This window comes from Polymorphospora sp. NPDC051019, from assembly GCF_040683055.1.
Taxonomy (GTDB): Bacteria; Actinomycetota; Actinomycetes; order Mycobacteriales; family Micromonosporaceae; genus Polymorphospora; species Polymorphospora lycopeni.
Genome location: NZ_JBFBCH010000017.1, coordinates 172159 through 192929, shown reverse-complemented (window position 1 = coordinate 192929; position 20771 = coordinate 172159). Strand labels below are relative to the sequence as shown.

Genomic DNA, 20771 nt, shown 5'->3' with positions numbered 1-20771 from the left:
AGATCAAGCGTGTAAAGCTGCTTGTCCTTCAGCGTCTCCGGCACCTCACCCTTGATGATCTTCTGGGACAAACCCTCGACCACCGCGGTCTTGCCCACCCCCGGTTCGCCCGTGAGCACCGGGTTGTTCTTCGTACGCCGGCAGAGGACCTGCATGACCCGCTCGATCTCGCGGTCCCGCTCGACGACCGGGTCGAGCTTGCCCTCACGGGCCGCCTGGGTCAGGTTACGACCGAACTGGTCCAACACCGGGCTGACCTGCACCCCGGTCTCCTGGGCGTGCGCACCGGGGGTGATCGCCTCTCGGCCCTCCCCGGAGAGCAGCTTGGTCACCTGGTCACGGACCCGGTTGAAGTCCCCGCCGAGCTTGACGAGCACCTGGGCGGCGACACCCTCGCCCTCCCGGATCAGCCCGAGCAGGATGTGCTCCGTGCCGATGTGGTTGTGCCCGAGCTGCAACGCCTCACGCAGCGACAGCTCCAGGACCTTCTTCGCCCGCGGCGTGAACGGGATGTGTCCACTCGGCGACTGCTGCCCCTGCCCGATGATCTCCTCGATCTGGTGCCGGACACCCTCCAGGGAGATGCCGAGGCCCTGGAGGGCCTTCGCGGCCACCCCACCGCCCTCGTGGATGAGGCCCAGCAGGATGTGCTCCGTGCCGATGTAGTTGTGGTTGAGCATCCGGGCTTCTTCCTGAGCCAGGACGACAACCCGTCGCGCTCGGTCGGTGAACCGCTCGAACATCTCTGCTCCTCGACACGAATCCGCAGGGGCCGGTACGCCGTCAGCCGCGCCGGCGCGTCACTTGACGAGTTCCAGGAGGTAGCCCTGGCCCCACACGGTGCGGATGGCCAGGTTCAGCGGGCCGATCCGGCGACGGACCCGCATGATGTGCAGATCCAGCGCGTTGCGCCGGCTCAGCGCGGGGCGTTCCGGAAGGCAGCGCAGCAGCTCGCCGCGCGACACGACCTCGCCGAAGTTGCGGGTCAGGCATTCCAGGATGTCGGCCTCGGTCGGCGAGATCGCGCAGGACCGGCCGCCGTAGCGCAGCACGCCGACGGGGTCGATCTGCGGGACGCTGTCCACCCATGCCTTCGCGCGCAGGGTGGCCATCCGGGCTTCCAGGTCCGTACGGCTGACCGGGGCGCGCACCCAGTCCTCCTTGGCGTCGCTGCACAGTGGTGGCCGGCAGCCGCCCTCCACGACCAGCAGCCTGGGTATGCCCAGGGCCTTGTACCGTTCCCGCCGGACTTCCTCCGCCGGCCAGCGAACGAGCTTCACATCCGTATCGTTGTGGATTCCGGTCACGGTTCACCTACCACTTGGCGGACTACCGATGGGAAGAGTCCGGGTGTCTGTCATTGACAAGGAATCGCCCGGCCATCGACAGGTTTACATCCGGACACGGACCCTGTCAATCACTTGACAAGCAGTCGAACGCCCTACCGGGGTTTGGTCAAGTCTGCCCGGGGGCACCCCGGATCGCTTTGCTGCCAACGCTTCCCACGCCGAGGGCACGCGTACCGGCAACCGTACGACGAATCCGTCAACGAGCTGACGGATGCCGTCGTAACCGCCGGTTGACGGAACTTGAATGGGCAGCGACCGGGCGCGATCCGCGACGACCACAGGGAGCGACTCCGTGCAGCAATCGACGACACCGGCCGGCGTCCCGGGTGCGGCGACCCCGGCCCCGCCGACCCCGCCACCGCGCTCCGCCGCCGGCACCCGAAGCGGCCCGCCACCCCCGCCGTACGCCGCGAACCGGCTGCGCTCGCTGGGCAACCGGGTCGACGAGGTCGTCGTACTCGCCCGGCGCAACCTGATCCAGATGCGCCGCCGGCCGGCGCTGCTGATCTTCTCCATCATCGAGCCGGTGCTGCTGGTCCTGATGTTCCGGTTCGTCTTCGGCGGTGCGGTCGACACCGGCGTCGACGGGAGCTACGCCGACTTCATGGTGCCCGGCATCCTGGTGCAGACGGCCACCCTCGGCGCGGTCACCATCGGCTCCAGCCTCGCCCGCGACCTGCATGGCGGCACCCTGGACCGGTTCCGGTCGATGCCGATCGCCCGGGCCTCGGTGCTGGCCGGGCACACCCTGGCCGGCCTGGTACGCAGCCTGGTGGTGCTGCTGGCCATGGTGCTCACCGGCCTGCTCGTCGGCTTCCGCCCGACCGGTGGGCCGCTGGACTGGCTGGGCGCCATCAGCCTGCTGCTCCTGGTCGCCTTCGCCATGGCCTGGGTCACCGCACTGGTCGCGCTGCTGGCCGGCGGGGTGGAGATGGTGGAGACCCTCGGCCTCAGCCTGCTGTTCCCGCTCACCCTGATCAGCAGCGCGTTCGTACCGGTGGCGAGCATGCCCGGGCCGATCCAGGCGTTCGCGGCCAACCAGCCGCTCACCGCGTTCATCGACGCCATCCGCGCGCTCCTGCTGGACCAGCCGGTCGGCACGAGCGCGGTCCGGGCTCTCGTCTGGACCGCCGTCATCTGCGCGGTGTTCGTGCCGCTGACGGCCGCCGCCTACCACCGCAGCACCCGCCGCTGATCCTCACTACATAATTCTCAACCACGATTTCCGACCGCCGATCGGCGACGTTTCCGCACTTCAACGCTGGGATCTGGCGATCAACGGGGCGCCGGACATCGACGAACCTCTTGACCGGGAGGGTCGTCACTATATTCTTATGAAGCAGTTGCCGTACTCCTAGCAGAGGAGCCCAGCATGTCCCAGAACTACTTCCCGCCCGGTGGTACCGACTACCTGCACCTCTGGACCGACGCCGTGATCGAGATCGCCGGCGACACCGAGACGATCGAGGCCGACGGCTGGTTCGTCGTCAACCGCAGCTTCCCGCTGCGCGAGGACCCGAACAAGATCATCGTCCAGATCCTGCAGATGAACCTGCGGGGCCACAGCGAGCACCTCGGTGAGTTCCTCTTCACCATCAACCCGCAGCTCCCGACCATGGGCGAGGAAATGACCTTCGCCCCGGAGGAGTTCGCGACGCGGTTCAAGGGCTACTTCAACGTGTTCTTCGAGCTGCAGCTCCTGGAGCAGGGCAAGACCCTGATCAACAAGGACCCGATCAACATCTCGGGTCTGTTCGGCGCCCTGCCGCCGATCGGTGCCGTCGGCGAGATGGCCCCCGGCGACCGGGTCGGCATGTACGACAAGGCCAACCCGGACAGCGAGCCGATCATGTACATGCTGGCCACCCGCAAGATCGTCGGCCAGTACGTCAGCGGCGACTTCAACGCCCGCAACGAGGACTTCGTGGCCAGCCAGGAAGTCGCCGCGGAGTGGGCGCGTACCGCCAGCACCCTCACCAGCGCCCCGGCGAAGGCCTGACCTTCACCGTAAGCGTTGACACCTGCCGCCCAGGCGACCTGCGTCGCCTGGGCGGTACGGCCGTGCGGCACCGGCCCGGCCGTCGAGCCCAGGGAGGAACCGAGTGACCGGTCGCAAGCCCTGCACGATCCGGCGGTATCCGCGGTGGACCCACCGGCGAGGTCGGGCCGACCTCGCCGTACGCCCCACCGGGCGGCGGTTCGGCGAGGGGCGGCACTGATGGCCGACCCCGGATCGGTGGCGAACTTCAACCGGATCGCCGACCGCTACGACCGCCACCCCGGCCAGTTCGGCTGCCGGCGGGCCGACGACGACGTCCTCGACGCCCTCGACGGGGTGTCCCCGCGCACCGTGCTCGACATCGGCTGCGGGACCGGCCGCCTGCTGCACCGGGTCGCGCTACGGTGGCCGGCGGCCCACCTGACCGGTATCGACCCGGCGTCGGAGATGATCCGGGTCGCCCGGACCAAACTGCCCGAAGCGACCCTGCTCACCGGCACCGCCGAACACCTGCCGGTCGCCGACGGCACGGTCGACCTGGTGCTGAGCACGACGTCGTTCGGGCACTGGTCGGACCAGCCGGCCGGGCTGCGCGAGGTGGCCCGCGCCCTGGCCCCGCACGGCCGGTTCGTGCTCGCCGAGCACACCCCGCCGCCGGCGTGGTCGCGGCGGCTCCTGCGGCTGTTCGGCGACCTGCCGGCACACCACGACCAGCCGACGACCCGGCGCCTGGTGGAGGGGGCCGGCCTGCGGGTGGTCCGCGCCGGCCGGGTCCGCGGCGGGCTGCTGCTGGTGGTCGCCGTACCCGCCTGACAAGACCGTCGAGGCCGCTTGACGAGCTTGTCAGGCGGCCTTCTCCTTCGGTACGGCGGTCAGCAGCGCCCGGATCAGCACCGGCTTGGCCTCGGCCTGGAAGTCGACGTCCGCGTCGAACTCGTTGATCATGCCCTCGAGGACCAGCAGCGACAGCAGCGGGAAGACGAACTCGGGCGCGGCGAAGAGGCCGCAGCGGCGCTGGAGGTCGAACAGGGTGGCCGCGAACGGGGCGAGCTGGAACTCCCCCGCCGGCTTCGCGTGCGCGCCCTCGACCAGTTCGATGATGCCGGCCCGGAAGCGTTCCAGATCGGCCGTACCGGCCTCGTTGCGCGCGCTGCGCTCCACGATGGACGCGCACTGCCGCCCGTTGCCGCGCGACATGTTGAAGAAGAACTCGGCGAACAGCTTGCGTACCCGCGGCGTGAGGTGCACGACGAAGCCCGCGTCGAGCAGCACGACCTCGCCCTCCTCATCGAGGTAGAGGTTGCCCGGGTGCAGGTCGCAGTGGACCACCCCGTCGATGAACAGCATCCGGTAGACGCACTGGAGCACCCGGCGTACGGCGAGTTCGGCGACCTCGGGGGCGAGATCGTCGCGCCGGAAGCGGCGCAGCCCCGGCACGAACTCCATCACCAGGACCCCCTCCCGGCTGGCGTCCGGCACCGGCGCCGGGACCCGCAGGTAGCTCAGGTCGCCCAGGTTGGCCCGCAGCAGGTCGAGCGCCTCGGACTCGGCGTCGAAGTCGAGCTGGCCGAGCACCGCGTCGCGGATCTGCTGCACCATCGTGACGGCCGGCAGCCGGGCGAAGCCCGGAATCCGCTGGATCACGCCGGCACCCGTCGCCATCAGCCCGAAGTCGGCGGTCATCCGCCAGTCCAGCCCGGGCCGGCGCACCTTCACCGCCACGTCAGTGCCGTCGAGCAGCCGGGCCCGGTAGACACAGGCGATGCTGCCGCTGGCCAACGGCTCCCAGTCGAACTCCGCGAACGGCCAGTCCCCGCCGGCGTACGCCTTCTCCACCGTCTCCCGCACCTGCCGGTCCGACATCGCCGGCACCCGGTCCTGGAGCTTGCTCAGCGACTCGCACAGTGCGGGATCCAGGAGGTCCTGCCGGGTGCTGAGCAACTGGGCGCCCTTGATGTAGCTGGCCCCCATCGCGGTGAGCAGGCCACGCAGCCGGGTCCACAACGCCTCGCGGACCGCCTTCCGGCCGCGGGGCGCGACCCGGACCACCGCCGGGACCGACGCCACCGCGTGACCGGTCACGATGCCGGCGAGTTGCACCGTCCGGAGTCCCAACTGATGCCAGCGCGGCTCGGCCATACGCACCCCCTAGGTACGCGCCATACTGCTTGACCGACAGATTAGGGTCAATAGCGCCCAACCAGCGTGCAACTGTGCCCACAAATAGCGCACGGACTTGTTGCCACCGCTTGAAAGATGTGTTGTCCGACGTCCGCGACCGGCACTAACTTCGGTCGCGTGAAGGTGATTACCATACCGGGCGTCGAGGAATATGCCGCCGCCCATACCACGGCAGATCCGGACCACCTGCTCGACCTGGCCGCCGAAACGCGGGCCCGCTGCGAGCGGCCGCACATGATGATCGGCCCGGTCGAGGCGCGCTTCCTCCAGTTCTTTCTGCTCACGCTGCAACCGAAGCGTGTTCTGGAGGTCGGCACGTTCACCGGCTACTCCTCGCTGTCGATGATCGAGGTACTGCCGCCGGACGCCGAGATCACCACCTGCGAGATCAGTCAGGAACACGCTGACATCGCGCGTAAGCACATTGCCGCCGCCGGTTACGGGGATCGCATTTCCGTACGCGTCGGACCGGCACTGGAAACTGTTTCCACGCTTACCGGCCCGTACGACTTCGTGCTTCTCGACGCCGATCAGCGGCACTTCCCGGAATACCTGGATCTGGTGCTCCCGCTGCTGTCCGAGGACGGCGTCGTGGTCGCCGACAACGTGCTCTGGAGCGGCGCGGTACTCGACCCGGAGGACAACGAGCCGGCCACCGAGGGCATCCGCCGGTTCAACGACACCGTCGTCGCCCGGCCCGACCTCGTCTGCGTGCTGGCCAGTGTGCGCGACGGCATGATGTTCATCCGACGCAAGAAGGCGACCCGCTGATGGACCCCGCCGGCATCGACCACGTCGAACTGTGCACCGACCAGCCCGACCGGCTGGTGGCGTACTTCCGCGACGGCATGGGCTGCACCGCCCGGCCGGTGGGCGACCCTGCCGGCGGAGGCCGCGTCCTGCTCGCCCAGGGCGACATCCGGCTGCTGATCACCCCCGGCTCCGCCGACGACAGCGCCGCCCGGTACATCGAACGGCACGGCGACGGCGTACGCGACATCGCGTTCGGTGTCGCCGACGCCGCCGAGGCGTACGCGACGGCGCTGCGCCGCGGCGGCCAGTCGGTCGCCGCGCCCGCGGTCCGGACGCTGCCGGACGGCACTCCCGGCCTGGTCGCCGTCGTGGCCGGCCCGGGCGACCTGGTGCACTCGCTGGTCCAGCGGCTCGAGCCCGCGCCGCCCGCGTCCCGCGACGGAGCGCTGCTCACCCTCATCGACCACGTCGCCATGTGCGTCCCGGCCGGGGAACTGGCACCGACCGTCGAGTTCTACAGCCGGGTCTTCGGCCTCCAGACGATCTTCGAGGAGAAGATCGAGGTCGGCGACCAGGCGATGAACTCGATCGTGGTGCAGAACCGGCACACCGACATCACGCTGACCCTGATCGAACCGGACACCAGCCGCGCCCCCGGCCAGATCGACGCGTTCGTCGCCGACCACGGCGGCCCCGGCGTGCAGCACCTCGCGTTCCTCACCGAGGACATCACCGTCGCCGTGCCGACGCTGCGGGACCGGTCGATCACCTTCCTGACCGCGCCGGACAGCTACTACCCGATGCTGGCGGAGCGGCTGCCCCACCTGGAAGACCTCATCTCGCCGCTGCGCGAGCTGGACGTGCTGCTCGACAACGACCACTGGGGACACCTGTTGCAGATCTTCACCCAGTCGCGGCACCCCCGGGGCACGCTGTTCTACGAGATCATCGAGCGCCGCCAGGCCCGTACGTTCGGCAGCGGCAACATCCGCGCCCTGTACGCCGCCGTCGAACACGACCGGCTCACCGCCGGGGCACCCGACCGCAAATGACCGCCACGCGGGTCGCCACGGCGGCGGACGGACGGCTCGAACTGCGCGCCGCCGACCTGTGCGCCGCGCTCTCCGACCCGGTCATCGAATCGGCCACCTTCCTCAACGAGATCGCCTCCCGGCACCCGGCCGCGATCTCGCTGGCCGCCGGGCGGCCGTACGACGGGTTCTTCGACCCCGGCGAGATCACCGGTCTCGTCGACGAGTACGTCCGCCACCTGCGGGCCGAAGGGCTGGACGACGCGGCGGTGACCCGGCACCTGTTCCAGTACGGCCGCACCGCCGGGCACATCCACGAACTGGTGGCGCGTACGGTCGCCAACGACACCGGGCTGGTCGTCGACCCGGAGTCGGTGGTCGTGGTCACCGGGGCGCAGGAGGGCATGTTCATCACCGCCCGGGCGCTGTGCGCCGGCCCCGACGACGTGCTGCTGGTGCCGACCCCGTGCTACATCGGGATGCTCGGCGCGGCCAGCCTGCTCGACGTCACCGTGGTCGGCGTACCGGAGGGGCCCGGTGGGCTGCGTCCCGCCGACGTGGCGGCGACGGCCGCCCGGGTCCGGGCCGCCGGCCGCACCCCGCGCGCCCTGTACGTCGTGCCGAACTTCGCCAACCCCTCCGGGCACACGATGTCCACACCGGACCGGGAGGCCCTGCTGGCCGTGGCCCGCGAGCAGCGGCTGCTCCTCGTCGAGGACGACCCGTACGGCTTCCTCGCCGCGCCGGAGGACCGCCTGCCCGCGCTGAAGGCGCTGGACACCACCGGTCACGTCGTGCACATCGGCACCTTCGCCAAGACCTGCTTCCCCGGTGCCCGGGTCGGCTACGTCATCGCCGACCAGACGGTACGCACCAGCGACGGCCGGCAGACCCTGCTGGCCGACCAGCTCGGCCTGATCCGCAGCATGATCACGGTCAACACGTCGGCGATCGCCCAGGCGGTCATCGGCGGAATGCTGGTCCGGTCCGGCTGCCGGCTGGACGCCCTCAACGAGGACCGGACCCGGTTCTACCGCGACAACATGCGTCACCTGCTGCACCGGCTTGCCGCCGAGTTCCCGCCGGACCGCCGCGCCGAGCACGGGGTGTCGTGGCACTCGCCGGCCGGCGGCTTCTTCGTCGTGCTCGACCTGCCCTTTCCCGCCGACGAGGAGCTACTGGCCCGGTCCGCCGCCGACTACCAGGTGCTGTGGACGCCGATGAGCTACTTCTACGCCGGTGGCGGCGGCACCCACCAGCTCCGGCTGGCGTGCAGCGCGCTGCCGCCCGACCAGATCACCGAGGGCGTACACCGGCTGGCCCGCCTGGTCCGGGACCGCAACGCGGCCGCCGGCCCCGACCACACCGCCGCGCCCGCGGCCGACCCCGACCACACCGCCGCGCCCGCGGCCGACCCCGACCACACCGCCGCGCCCGCGGCCGCAAACCAGACCGCCGCCACGCAGGCGGCCGACGCAGGAGGTGCGCCGTGACGCTACCCGGCACTGACGAGCGGCCGTTCACCGGCGCGGAGTACCTGGAGAGCCTGCGGGACGGCCGGGAGGTGTGGATCTACGGCGAGCGGGTGAAGGACGTCACCAGCCATCCGGCGTTCCGCAACAACGCCCGGATGGTCGCCCGGCTCTACGACGCGCTGCACGGCGAGGCCGAGCGTGACGTGCTGACCATGCCGACCGACACCGGGTCCGGCGGGTTCACGCACCGCTTCTTCCGCGCGCCGCGCGACACCGACGAGCTGCGCCGCTCCCGGGACGCGATCGCCGCCTGGCAGCGGCACTGCTACGGCTGGCTCGGCCGCTCCCCGGACTACAAGGCGTCGTTCCTGGCCACGCTGGGCGCCAACGCCGACTTCTACGCGCCGTACGCCGACAACGCCCGGACCTGGTACCGGCGGGCCCAGCAGCGGGTGCTGCACGTCAACCACGCCCTGGTGCATCCGCCGGTGGACCGGCACCGCCGGCCCGACGAGGTCGCCGACGTCTACGTGCACGTCGAGCGGGAGACCGACGCCGGCCTCATCGTCAGCGGCGCGAAGGTGGTCGCCACCGGGTCGGCGCTGACCCACTACAACTTCATCGCCCACCACGGCCTGCCGATCAAGGAGAAGCCGTTCGCGGTGGTGTTCCTCGCCCCGATGGACACCCCCGGGGTCAAGCTGCTCTGCCGTGCCTCGTACGAGATGACCGCGGCCCGCACCGGCAGCCCGTTCGACTATCCGCTGGCCAGCCGGATGGACGAGAACGACGCGGTGATCGTCTTCGACTCCGCGCTGATCCCGTGGGAGAACGTGCTGGTCTACGGCGACGCCGAGAAGGCCAACACGTTCTTCCACAACTCCGGCTTCCTGCCCCGGTTCACCCTGCACGGGGTGACCCGGCTGGCGGTCAAGCTCGACTTCATCTGCGGCCTGCTGATCAAGGCGGTCGAGATCAACGGCACCTCGGACTTCCGCAGCGTGCAGGCCAACATCGGCGAGGTGATGGTCTGGCGGCACCTGATGTGGGCGCTGTCGGACGCGATGATCGAACGGTCCCGGCCGTGGGAGGGCGGCTTCGTCCAGCCCAACGAGGAGTACGCGCTGACGTACCGGGTACTCGCCCCGATCGCGTACGGCAAGGTCCGCGAACTGGTCCAGCACACCGCCGGCAGCGGGCTGATCTACCTGAACTCCAACGTGGCCGACTTCCACTCCGAGGAGATCCGCCCCTACCTGGACCGCTACCTGCGCGGCTCGCACGGGCACACGGCGGTCGACCGGGTCAAGGTGATGAAGCTGCTGTGGGACTCCGTCGGCAGCGAGTTCGCCGGCCGGCACGAACTCTACGAGCGCAGCCACGCCGGCAACGCCGAGGAGACCCGGGTCCAGACGCTGAAGAAGGGCACCGCGGCCGGGCTCGCCGGCCACATGCTCGACCTGGTCGACAGCTGCCTGTCGGAGTACGACCTCAACGGCTGGACCGCACCCGACCTGGTGAACCCGGCCGGGCCGGTCACCGCCGACGGCGCCTGAGCCGCCCCCGGCCCGCCAGGGCGCCCGTGATCATCAGCTGCCCAGCAGCACGACTCCCCGTACGGACAACGGCGGAACAACTAACGATCACCACGGGGCGGGACGGTTGAACCGTCCCGCCCCGCCGTTTCGGGTTCAGCTGCCGGAGCCGGTGCGCTGGGCCGGGATCAGGTCACCGACCCCGCCGTCGCGGCCCACCCGGCGGGCCCGGACCGCCCCGGCGACGAAGCCGACCAGCAGCGGGCTGAGCACCAGGGCGTTGCCGGCGTACCCGAGCCCGGTCAGCAGGCCGAGCTGCCACAGGATCAGCCCGAGCGCGCCGCCGAGCAGCACGGTGGCCAGGGCCGGCGCGATCAGCCGCTGCCAGCGGCTCTCGCCGGTGCCGGACCGGCCCAGGAAGCGGATCACCGCGAGGCTGGTGGCGATCTCCAGGGCGATCACGCCGACCAGGGTCGGCGCGTTGGTCCAGGCGATGATCTGCGTGTACGGGTCGAGCGAGGTCAGCCCGAAGCCGGCCAGCAGGCCGATCACCAGCACGGTGTGCACGATCCCGGCGACGCTGGGCGTCTTCGTCCGGCCGCCGGTGCGGGCCAGGGCCGCCGGCAGGATGCCCTCGCGGCCGAGCGAGAACAGGTAGCGGCTGCCGGCGTTGTGGAAGGCGAGCACCGAGGCGAAGAAGCTGGTGACGATCAGGATCTGCATGACCGCCGTCATCGCCTCGCCGACGAACTCGTCGTTCAGGTTGAACATCAGGCTGGACGGGTCGCCGGCGAGCAGCGACTCCAGCCGGCTCGGGCCGGCCGCCATCAGGATGACCCAGGAGATGAACGTGAAGGTCACCGTCAGCACCCCGATCGACCAGTAGGTCGCCCGGGGCACGGTGCGGCGGGGGTCGCGGGCCTCCTCGCTGTAGATCGCGGTCTGCTCGAAGCCGATGAACATGATGAACGTGATGACGAACAGCACACCGATCGACGGCGTCACCAGGTTGACCGGGTTGAAGCTGGCGAACGAGAGGCCCTCGTGGCCGCCCTGCGCGAGCACGAAGACCGCCATCACGAACAGGATGCCGATCTCCAGGGTCAGCAGCACGGCCAGCACCCGGGCGCCGATGGTCACCTTCGAGTACGACAGCGCGGCGATGACCAGCCCGGACACCAGCGCGCACGCCTGCCAGGAGACGGTCAGCCCGGCCACGGCGTCGAGCATCAGCGACGTGAAGACGCCGGCCGCCGCGGCGAAGCCGACCTGGCCCAGCGCGTACGCGACGTACGCCAGCACCGCCGCGCCGCCGCCGGCTGTCCGGCCGAAGCCGGCCGTGATGTAGGCGTAGAAGGCGCCGCTGTTGCGCATGTGGCGGCTCATCGCGGTGAAGCCGACGGCGAAGACCGCGTACGTGATGCCGGCGATGAGGTACCCGGACGGTACGACGATCCCGCCGAGGATGAAGGCGAGCCCGATGAACCCGGCCATGCCGGTCAGCGGTGCCGCCGAGGAGACGACGAAGAACACCAGGTGGTGTGCGCCGACGGCGTTGGGGCGCAGCTGGCCGGTACCCGCCGGCGCGGCGGCCGGCTCGGTCACGGCGGCCCCGGACGCCGGCGGTACGGGCGCGGCGGCCGGGGCGGCGGGGGCGGTGGGTAGCGGGTGCCGGGTGAGCACCGGATCGGACTGATCGTTCATCGGGTGGTTCCTTCCGGGTGGGCGTCCTCCAGACGCCGTACGGCCTCGTCCTCGGTGAGGCCGTCGAGCATGGCGAGCACCTGCTCCTGCGCCATCCGGGCCAGGTGTTCGACGGTGAAGTCGGTGAACGCCCCGTCCGGCTGGATGCGTACGCCGAGCACCCGGTTGACCTCGACGAGGATCTGGTTGGCCAGGACCGAGTCGCCGCCCAGCTCGAAGAACCGGTCGTGCACGCCGATCGGTTCGATGCCCATCGACTTCTGCCAGATCGCCACGATCCGCCGTTCCACCTCGTCGCGGGGGGCGACGTACGGCACGGCCAGGTCCGGCCGCACCGAGGTCGGCGTACCGATCGAGTGCAACGCCTCGGCGTCGGCGGTGGTGATCTCGGACAGGAACGACCGGCCGGTCGCCGAGGGATAGAACTGCACCAGGTCGCTGAGGTCGAACGGCAGCACCACCGGCTGCGGCAGGCCGGCGGCGATCGCCGCCTCCAGCGCGTCGAGGCCGGCGGCCGGCAGGATGGCGCTCGCCCCGACCCGCAGCTCGCGGTCGAGGCTGTCCTCGTGTTCGGCGGCCATCCCGGCGTCGGCCCACGGTCCCCAGTCGACGGAGACGGCGGCCCGCCCGGCGGCGCGCAGGTGGTGGGCGTACGAGTCGAGCCAGGCGTTGGCGGCGGTGTAGTTGGCCTGCCCGGGAGAGCCGAGGACACCGGCCGCGGACGAGAACAGCACGAACCAGTCCAGCGGGTCGGCGGCGGTCAGCTCGTGCAGATGGGTCGCGCCGAGAACCTTGGGCGCCAGCACCGCGCGCACCTGCGCCGGGGCGAGGTCGAGCAGCGCGCCGTTGTCGAGCAGCCCGGCGGCGTGCACCACCCCGCGCAGCGGCCGGCCGGTGTCGCGTACCGGCGCCAGCGCGGCCGCCAGGGCGCCCCGGTCGGCGACGTCGGCGCGGACCACCCGTACGTCGCACCGGTCGGTGAGGGTCGCCGGCAGCGGCCCGTCCGCGCCGTGCCGGGACACCAGCACCAGGTGCCGGGCGCCCCGGTCGGCCAGCCGGCCGGCCACCTGGAGGCCGAGCGCGCCGGTGCCGCCGGTCACCAGGTAGACGGCCTCGGGGTCCAGGCGCAGCGGCGCACCGGCCGGTGGCCGCTCGGCGACGATCCGCCGTACGTGGCGGGCGGTGCCGGCGTAGCCGACCTCGGCGTCCGGGCCGGCGGCGGCGAGTTCGGAGCGCAGCGCGGGCACCGGGTCGCCGGCCGGGTCCAGGTCGACGCAGACCAGCGGCAGCAGCGGGTGCTCGATGGGCAGCGTCTTCGCCAGCCCCCACAGGGTGGCGCCGAGCGGCGCGGTGACCGGCCGGTCGCCGACCGGCTGGGCGCCGACGGTCGCCAGCACCAGCCGGGGCGGGCGGGCCGCGGCCGCGAAGGTGACCGCCCGGATCAGGTGCAGGGCGGACTCCACCGGCAGGGCGACCGGGTCGAGGTCCGTCGTGCCACCGGCAGCGGCCGGGTCCCCGCCGCCGGCCCGGCCGGCCGCCGGGTCGTCGTCGACGGCCAGCAGGTGCAGCACGCCGGTGAGGTCCGGGCCGGCCCGGTCGATCAGCCGGGCGAAGTCCGCCGGCGAGGTCGGGTCGAGCCAGGTCTCCCCGGCCGCCCGGGCCGGATCGGCGGCACACACCACCAGTTCGATCCGGTCGGCGTCGGTGGCGAGCTTGCGGGCCAGGTCGAGGCCGGGTCCGGCCGGCGGGGCCAGGACCAGCCAGTGACCCGGGTCGCCGGCCACCGGTTCGGCCGGCTGCTCGCGCCACAGCAGCCGGTAGTGGCGCAGCCCGTCCGGCGCGGCGGCGTCCGGCGCCGCCGTGCGGTGCAGCCGCAGCGCCCGCAGCAGGGCGACCGGCGCCCCGTCACCGAGCAGCAGTACGTCGGCGACCAGGTCGGCGGGCCCCGCCTCGGTGACGGTGGCCAGGACGTCGGTGACGGCGTCGGGTTCGCCCCACCAGGTCAGCTCGCCGGCGGCGACCGGCAGCACCGGCGCGTCACCGCCGACCGACCGGCCGGCGACGGTGGCCGCGACCGCGTGGCAGGCGGCGTCGAGCAGCCGCGCCCGCCGGGTCGCCGGGTCCGCGGCCGGCACGGTCAGCGCCGCCAGTGCCTCGTTCTCGCCGGCCAGCACGTCGGCCACCCCCCGGAACGCCGGACCGTACGACAGGCCCCGCCCGGCGAGCGCCGCGTAGAGGGCGTCGGTCGGCACCGGGTGCGGGCAGCGGGCGCGCACCGCGTCGAGGTCCGGCCGGGCCGGGGCCGCGCCCCGGGGCAGCAGGTCGGCGGTGGCGTGCACCTGCCAGCCGGTCCCGTCGACCGGCCGGGCGTGCACGGTGGCCGTACGCCCACCGTCGCGTTCGTCGACGGTGCACTGGAGCAGGACGCGCCCGTCGACCGGCAGCGGCCGGACGAAGGCGAGGTTGGCCGGCACCAGGTCGGCGTCCAGTGCCTCGGCGGCCCGCAGCAGGATCTCGGCGTAGCCGGCGGCCGGGAACACGGCGGTGCCGCCGACCCGGTGGTCGGCGAGCGACGGCAGCAGCCGGGGGTCGATCTCGGCCTGCCAGATCCGGCGGCCACCGGCGTCGGCCAGGTCGACCGGGGCGCCGAGCAGCCCGACCGGGGAGGTCCGGCCCGGCGACCGGCGCTCGATCCAGTGCCGGGTGCGGTCCCACGGGTGGCCGGGGGTGCTCACCACCGGCTGCCGGTCCGGGTAGACGTGCCGCCAGTCGACCTCGACGCCGTACCGGTAGAGGTCGGCGGCGGCCCGCAGCACACCGAGCCACTGGCCGTCCTCACCATCCACGGTGGACATCGCCGGGGTGGCGGGGGCGGTCCGGCGCAGCGCCGACCCGAGCACCGGCCGGGGGCCGACCTCCAGCAGCACCGCACCGCCGGCCACGGCCGGGTCGGCGAGCATCGCGGTGACCGCGTCGGCGAACCGGACCGGGGCGCGTACGCCCCTCGCCCAGTAGCCGTCGGTCAGCTCCGCGACCCCGATCCGGCCGGCGAGCACGGTGGAGAAGAACGGGACACCGGGTTCGCGGACCGGCGGCGCCGGCAGCCCGGCCAGCTCGGCGGCCGCGCCGTCCATAAGCCGGCTGTGGAAGCCGTACGCGACCGGCAGCCGGCGGGTCCAGACGTCCTCGCCGGCCAGTTCGGCGGCGATCGCGTCGAGGTCGGCGGCCGGGCCGGACAGCACCGCCGAACCCGGGCTGTTGACCGCCGCCAGGTCGACGCGGTCGCCGTACCGGGCGGTCGCGGTGTCGGGGTCGAGCCCGACGGCCAGCATCGCGCCCGGCCCACCGCGGCCCATGGCGGCGCCCCGGCGCACGGCCAGGGCGATCCCGTCGGGCAGCGACAGCGCCCCGGCGACGACGGCCGCCGAGATCTCCCCGACGCTGTGGCCGACCACGGCGGCGGGGCGTACGCCGAAGCACTCCCACACCGCGGCCAGGCCGAGCTGGACGGCGACGATCAGCACCTGGGCGACGGCGGTGTCGTCGAGGTCGGCGGGCCGGTCGCCGGCCAGCACCTCCTCGATCGACCAGTCGAGCAGGTCGGCCGCGGCCTCGTCGCAACGCCGGATCGTGGACCGGAAGAGCGGCTGGGTGGCGAGCAGTTCGCGGCCCATCCCGGCCCACTGGCCGCCCTGGCCGGAGAAGACGAGGCAGACGGCGGGCGCGGCCGGTGGCGCGGCCACCGGCGGGTCACCGGGCCGGGCGAGCCGGTCGGCCGCCGCGCGCAGCGCCGGCACCAGGTCGGCGGGTTCGGCGGCGACCGCCAGGCGGTACGGCCGGTGCCGGGTGCGCCTCGTCGCCATCGTCGCGGCGAGCGCCGCCAGCCGGGCCGGCTCGGGTCCGGCCGCGGCCAGTTCGGCGGTGTCCCGGGCCAGCGCGGCCAGCCCGGCCGGGCTGCGGCCGGTCAGCGGCACCACCAGCGGTCCGGCCGGCGCCGCCGGGGCCGGTACGGCGGGTGCGGCGGTCAGCACGACGTGCGCGTTGGTGCCGCCGAAGCCGAACCCGCTCACCCCGGCGTACCGGTTTCCGGCCGGCCACGGGGTCGGCTCGGTGACCACCCGCAGCCCCCAGTCGTCGAACGGGATCGCCGGGTTGGGGCGGCGGAAGTTGAGGCTGGGCGGGATCGTGCCGTGGTGCACGGCGAGCACCGTCTTGATCAGGGCGGCGATGCCGGCGGCGGACTCCAGGTGCCCGATGTTCGTCTTCACCGACCCGATCAGCAGCGGCGCGTCCCCGCCGGGCGTCCCGCCGTCGGCGGCCTGACCGCCGGGCGCCGCGTCGTCGGCGGCCGGGCCGCCGGCCGGCACGGCCGTGCCCCGGACCTCGGCCAGTGACCGGGCCTCGATCGGGTCGCCGAGCAGGGTGCCGGTGCCGTGGCACTCCAGGTAGCCGGCGGCGGCCGGACTGGTCCCGGCGTCGGCCCAGGCAGCCCGCAGCACGGCCCGCTGGGCGGCCGGGTTCGGCGCGGTCAGCCCGTTCGAGGCGCCGTCGGAGTTGACCGCGCTGCCACCGATCACCGCGTAGATCCGGTCGCCGGCCACGACCGCGTCGGCGAGCCGCTTCAGCACGACGACCCCGCAGCCCTCGCCCCGTACGTAGCCGTCGGCCTCGGCGTCGAACGTCTTGCAGCGCCCGTCCGGGGCGAGCATCCCGGCCTTGCTGAGCCCGATCGACAGCTCCGGGTCGAGGATCACGTTGACGCCGCCGGCCACCGCCCGGTCGCACTCGCCGGCCCGCAGCGCCCGGACCGCGAGGTGGACGGCGACCAGCGACGACGAGCAGGCGGTGTCGACCGCGACGCTCGGGCCACGCCAGTCGAAGACGTACGAGACCCGGTTCGCCGCGACGGCCAGCGAGTTGCCGGTCGCGGTGTGCCGGCCGATCAGCTCGCGGTCGGCGATCTGCCGGTGCGCGTAGTCGTTGGTGGAGATGCCGACGAAGACGCCGGTCGCCGAGCCGCGCAGCCCGGCGGCCGGTTCCGCCGCGTCCTGCACCGCGTCCCAGCACGTCTCCAGCAGCAGCCGCTGCTGCGGGTCCATGCCGTCGGCCTCGGCCCCGGTGATCCGGAAGAACCCGGCGTCGAAGCCGGCGACGTCGTCGAGGAATCCGCCGTACCCGCTGACCATCCGGCCCGGCTCGGCCGGGTCGGTCGCGACGAGGTCGGCCGACCAGCGGTCCGGCGGGACCGGCCCGACGGCCGGCCGGCCGGCGAGCAGCAGGTCCCAGAAGGCCGCCGCGTCGGCGGCACCCGGCATCCGGCAGGCGAGCCCGACGACCGCCACCGGCCCGCCGTCCGGTGTGACGGCCGGTGCCGCCGCCCCCCGATCCGGACGCGGCGGGCGGGTCAGGTGGTCGACGACGGCGTCGACGGTCGGGTTCTCGAAGAGCACCACCGGGTCGACCGTGCCGCCCCACTCCCGGCCGGCCTCCTCGGCGAGGCGGGCCAGCCGCACCGAGTCCAGCCCGTTCGCGGTGAAGGTGTCGGTCGGGTCGACGTCGCCGGCCGGGCGGCCGGCGAGGGCGGCGATCCGCCCGACCAGCCAGTTCCGGAACTCGTCCGCCCGCTCGGCCGGGATCATTCGGTCTCCTCCTGTTCCGGATGGACGTCGTGCGATTCCGGGTGGACGTCGTGCTCTTCCGGATGGACGTCGTGGTGGAGTACGGCGACGTCGCCGGCCCGTACCGCGGCGGCGGTCGCGGCCCGGCGCAGCTTCCCGCTGGAGGTCTTGCCGACACTGCGCGGCACCACCAGGTAGATCTCGTCGATCGGCACCTGGTGCTCGGTCAGCACCGCGCCCCGGATCGCGCCGGCCAGCCGGCGCAGGTGCTCCGGGTCGCGGGTGGACACCTCCTGGACGAGCGTGATCCCGTCGCCGAACCGGCCGGGACGGCTGACGGCGACGCCGGCACCGCGCCGCAGCCGCGGGTCGACGTTCTGCGCGGTCTCCTCGACGTCCTGCGGGTAGACGTTGCGGCCCCGGACGATGAGCAGGTCCTTGACCCGGCCGGTGACGAAGAGCTGCCCGTCCCGCAGGAAACCCAGATCGCCGGTACGCAGGAAACCGCCGGTGCGCAGGAAGCCGCCGGCACCGGCACCGTCGAGGCGGGCGCCGAACGCCGCCGCCGTCTGGGCCGGCTTGCGCCAGTAGCCGTGGCTGAGGCTCGGCCCGGCGAACCAGATCTCGCCGACCTGCCCGTCGGGCAGCTCGCGCCCGCCGTCGGGGTCGACGATCCGCACGTCGTGTCCGGGCGGCAGCCGGCCCGAGCTGACCAGGTTGCGGCCGGGCTCGTCGGCGGCGCAGGCGACCGCCTTGCCGGCCTGGAGGCCGTCCTCGCGGACCCGCAGGATCCGGGGCTCGTCGCCGCGCCGGGCGCCGGTGATCAGCAGCGCCGCCTCGGCCATCCCGTAACAGCCGACCACGGTGCCCGGACGCAGCCCGGCCGGGGCGAACGTCGTCTCGAAGGTGGTAAGCACCTCGGCGTTGATCGGCTCGGCGCCGTTGAACGCGACCTCCCAGGTGGACAGGTCGAGTTCGGCGAGGTCGTCGGCGGCCACCCGGCGGGCACACAACTGGTACGCGAAACTCGGGCCGCCGCTGATCGTCGCGCCGACCCGGGTGATCAGCCGCAGCCAGCGCAGCGGCCGGTGCAGGAAGTGCACCGGCGACATCAGGTGCCCCGGGATGCCCCGGTAGACCGGGTACAGCGCGGTCCCGATCAGCCCCATGTCGTGGTACATCGGCAGCCAGGAGACGACCGTGCCGGTCGCCGGGCGGCCGACGAACCAGTGCATCGAGTCGAGGTTCGCCAGCAGGTGCTCCTGGCGCAGCATGACGCCCTTCGGCGTGCCGGTCGACCCGGACGTGTACTGCAGCAGGGCCAGCGCGTCCGGGGTCACCCGGACGGCCGGTGCCGGGGCGTCCCGCCCGGCCGCCTCGGCGTCCGGCATGGCCGTCCACGGCACCGCCGCCAGCCCGCCGAACCCGCCGGCCGCGGCGGCGAACCCCGCGCCGGCGGCACTGGTCAGCACCAGTTCGGCCCGGCAGTCGGCGACGACCCGGTCCAGGTTGGCCAGACCGGGCAGCGGCTTGGCCGGCGACGGCGGATACACCGGCACCGCCGCGACCGCGGCCAGCTGGCAGGCGAAGAAGGCCACCAGGAAGTCCGGGCCGGGCTCGAAGACCAGCACCACCCGGCCGCCCTGGGCCACCCGCCTGGCCAGGAACGCGGCGACGGCGCCGGCCCGGTCGGCGAGCTGCCCGTACGTCAGGTCGTGCCGCTCCTGCTCGCCGTCGGCCAGGAACGAGTACGCGAGTTCGTCGCCCTGCCGGTCGGCGCGCTCGCGTACCAGGGCGGCCAGGGTGTCAGCCATTGCCCGGCCCCCGGCGCCCGGCACCGGAGCCGCCGACGTGCAGCCGCCACAGCGAGGCCGCGTCCAGCGCCCGCTGCGTGCCGACGTGCTCCTTGGTGACGCCCTCGCGCTCCCACAGCCGTGGGTACGACTCGACGACCTCGTCCGGCGCCGCCTCGATCGGGGTGACCCGCGACAGCGCCCGCTCGATGTACGGCTCCAGCTCGGCCTGCTTCTTCGCCTGGCGGATCGCGTGCCGCTCGGCGAACTCCGGAAGCACCGAGGTGCCGAGCAGCTCCAGCGACTCGCAGATGTGCTCGTGCTCGTACCGGCCGCCCTGCTGCAACAGGATGAGCTGGTCGACGCCGGCCTCCTCCAGCCCCCGGAAGTGCTCGCGCGCGCCGGCCGGGTCGTTGACCCCGCCGAGCCCGGCCATCGGCTCCGGCTCGCTGGCCTTGAACTCCTCCCAGAGATTGGTCCGGCCGGGTACGTGGGCGCCGAACCGGTAGTAGTGCGCCAGCGCCCACTTGAAGAACTGCTGCCCCTCCAGGCCCCGGGCCCGGGCGACCTCGGCGTCCGGGTGGCACATGACGCCGGCCAGCATCGCCACGTTCGGGTTGACCGTCTGCCCGATCGGGGTGCACTCCCGCTTGAAGGTCTCGTAGTACTCGTTGACCCAGAAACGCGCCTCGCCCGGGTCCATGAAGGAGAAGGTGAGCGCGCCGAGGCCGAGCCGGGCGGCCATCTTCAACGTGTCCCGGTTGGTGCAGGCCACCCACATCGGCGGGTGCGGCCGCTGCACCGGCTTCGGTACGACGTTGCGCGACGGCATCGAGAAGTACTTGCCCCGGTAGCCGGGGTAGGGATCGGCGGCCATCATCCGGGCCGCCTCGCGGGCCCCTTCGGCCCACATCGCCCGCTTCTCGATGTAGTTGACGCGGAAGCCCTCCAGTTCCAGCCGGGAGCTGGACTCGCCGGTCCCCCACTCCACCCGGCCGCCACTGACCAGGTCGAGCATGGCCACCCGTTCGGCGACCCGGGCCGGGTGGTTGTAGGCCGGGGCCATCAGCGCGATGCCGTGCCCGACCCGCATCCGGGTGGTGCGCTGGCTGACCGCGGCGAGGAACACCTCCGGGGCGGTGGAGTGCGAATACTCCTCCAGGAAGTGGTGCTCCTGCGCCCAGGCGTAATCGATGCCCGCGGCCTCGCCCAGCTCGGCCCAGGTGAGGGCGTTGTTGATGAGGTTCTGTTCGCTGTCGGCCGCCCACGGCCGGGGCAGCTGAAGCTCGAAGAACATGCCGAACTGCATCGGTTCCTCCAGGTCACGATCCGG

The 20771-nt window shown here is 72.9% G+C and carries 14 protein-coding genes; 7 read left to right on the top strand and 7 right to left on the bottom strand.

Annotation, left to right across the window (positions count from 1 at the left end; translation table 11 throughout):
- Nucleotides 1-743 (bottom strand): Clp protease N-terminal domain-containing protein (locus AB0M79_RS26520; RefSeq protein WP_364218401.1); only part of this gene is annotated, 743 nt, incomplete at its 3' end.
- A gap of 57 nt (nucleotides 744-800) precedes the next feature.
- Complete coding sequence (locus AB0M79_RS26515; RefSeq protein ID WP_212826927.1) at nucleotides 801-1280, bottom strand: winged helix-turn-helix domain-containing protein; 480 nt, start codon at nucleotides 1278-1280, stop codon at nucleotides 801-803.
- Nucleotides 1281-1641: 361 nt separating this feature from the next.
- Between AB0M79_RS26515 and AB0M79_RS26510 the strand changes: the two genes are divergently transcribed.
- The 3 genes from AB0M79_RS26510 to AB0M79_RS26500 all read left to right on the top strand — a co-directional run bounded on the left by AB0M79_RS26510 (nucleotide 1642) and on the right by AB0M79_RS26500 (nucleotide 4161).
- Complete coding sequence (locus AB0M79_RS26510) at nucleotides 1642-2544, top strand: ABC transporter permease (protein ID WP_364218398.1); 903 nt, start codon at nucleotides 1642-1644, stop codon at nucleotides 2542-2544.
- Between the two features lie 177 nt (nucleotides 2545-2721).
- Nucleotides 2722-3348, top strand: a complete 627-nt coding sequence (locus tag AB0M79_RS26505) for a DUF6073 family protein (RefSeq protein WP_357533023.1) — start codon at nucleotides 2722-2724, stop codon at nucleotides 3346-3348.
- A 219-nt stretch (nucleotides 3349-3567) separates the two neighbouring features.
- Nucleotides 3568-4161, top strand: a complete 594-nt coding sequence (locus tag AB0M79_RS26500) for a class I SAM-dependent methyltransferase (RefSeq protein WP_364218396.1) — start codon at nucleotides 3568-3570, stop codon at nucleotides 4159-4161.
- Nucleotides 4162-4191: 30 nt separating this feature from the next.
- On the opposite strand, the gene AB0M79_RS26495 is transcribed toward AB0M79_RS26500, so the two are convergent.
- Complete coding sequence (locus AB0M79_RS26495) at nucleotides 4192-5487, bottom strand: AarF/UbiB family protein (RefSeq protein WP_364218394.1); 1296 nt, start codon at nucleotides 5485-5487, stop codon at nucleotides 4192-4194.
- A 159-nt stretch (nucleotides 5488-5646) separates the two neighbouring features.
- On the opposite strand from AB0M79_RS26495, the gene AB0M79_RS26490 reads away from it, so the two are divergent.
- The 4 genes from AB0M79_RS26490 to AB0M79_RS26475 are packed head-to-tail and all read left to right on the top strand — an operon-like array spanning nucleotide 5647 to nucleotide 10344.
- Nucleotides 5647-6300, top strand: a complete 654-nt coding sequence (locus AB0M79_RS26490; protein ID WP_364218392.1) for an O-methyltransferase — start codon at nucleotides 5647-5649, stop codon at nucleotides 6298-6300.
- On the top strand, nucleotides 6300-7334 hold the full coding sequence (gene hppD, locus AB0M79_RS26485) for a 4-hydroxyphenylpyruvate dioxygenase (RefSeq protein WP_364218390.1): 1035 nt from the start codon (nucleotides 6300-6302) through the stop codon (nucleotides 7332-7334). Before AB0M79_RS26490 ends, hppD begins: the two co-directional genes overlap by 1 nt.
- Nucleotides 7331-8806: a PLP-dependent aminotransferase family protein gene (locus tag AB0M79_RS26480; protein ID WP_364218388.1), complete on the top strand. Its 1476-nt coding sequence runs from the start codon at nucleotides 7331-7333 to the stop codon at nucleotides 8804-8806. The genes hppD and AB0M79_RS26480 overlap by 4 nt, the downstream gene beginning before the upstream one ends.
- Nucleotides 8803-10344 (top strand): 4-hydroxyphenylacetate 3-hydroxylase N-terminal domain-containing protein, encoded by a 1542-nt coding sequence (locus AB0M79_RS26475; RefSeq protein ID WP_364218386.1) that lies wholly within the window; start codon nucleotides 8803-8805, stop codon nucleotides 10342-10344. The genes AB0M79_RS26480 and AB0M79_RS26475 overlap by 4 nt, the downstream gene beginning before the upstream one ends.
- A gap of 135 nt (nucleotides 10345-10479) precedes the next feature.
- On the opposite strand, the gene AB0M79_RS26470 is transcribed toward AB0M79_RS26475, so the two are convergent.
- Genes AB0M79_RS26470 through AB0M79_RS26455 form a run of 4 tightly spaced genes read right to left on the bottom strand, consistent with a single transcriptional unit; the run spans nucleotide 10480 to nucleotide 20747 of the window.
- Complete coding sequence (locus tag AB0M79_RS26470; RefSeq protein ID WP_364218384.1) at nucleotides 10480-12027, bottom strand: APC family permease; 1548 nt, start codon at nucleotides 12025-12027, stop codon at nucleotides 10480-10482.
- Entirely contained in the window at nucleotides 12024-17666 is a 5643-nt protein-coding gene (locus AB0M79_RS26465) for an SDR family NAD(P)-dependent oxidoreductase (protein ID WP_364218382.1), read from the bottom strand. Before AB0M79_RS26465 ends, AB0M79_RS26470 begins: the two co-directional genes overlap by 4 nt.
- Nucleotides 17663-19459 (bottom strand): fatty acyl-AMP ligase, encoded by a 1797-nt coding sequence (locus AB0M79_RS26460; RefSeq protein WP_364218380.1) that lies wholly within the window; start codon nucleotides 19457-19459, stop codon nucleotides 17663-17665. Before AB0M79_RS26460 ends, AB0M79_RS26465 begins: the two co-directional genes overlap by 4 nt.
- Nucleotides 19452-20747 carry an LLM class flavin-dependent oxidoreductase gene (locus AB0M79_RS26455; protein ID WP_364218378.1) on the bottom strand — a complete coding sequence of 432 codons (1296 nt, stop codon included), beginning with the start codon at nucleotides 20745-20747 and terminating at the stop codon, nucleotides 19452-19454. The genes AB0M79_RS26460 and AB0M79_RS26455 overlap by 8 nt, the downstream gene beginning before the upstream one ends.
- Between the last annotated feature and the right edge of the window lie 24 nt (nucleotides 20748-20771).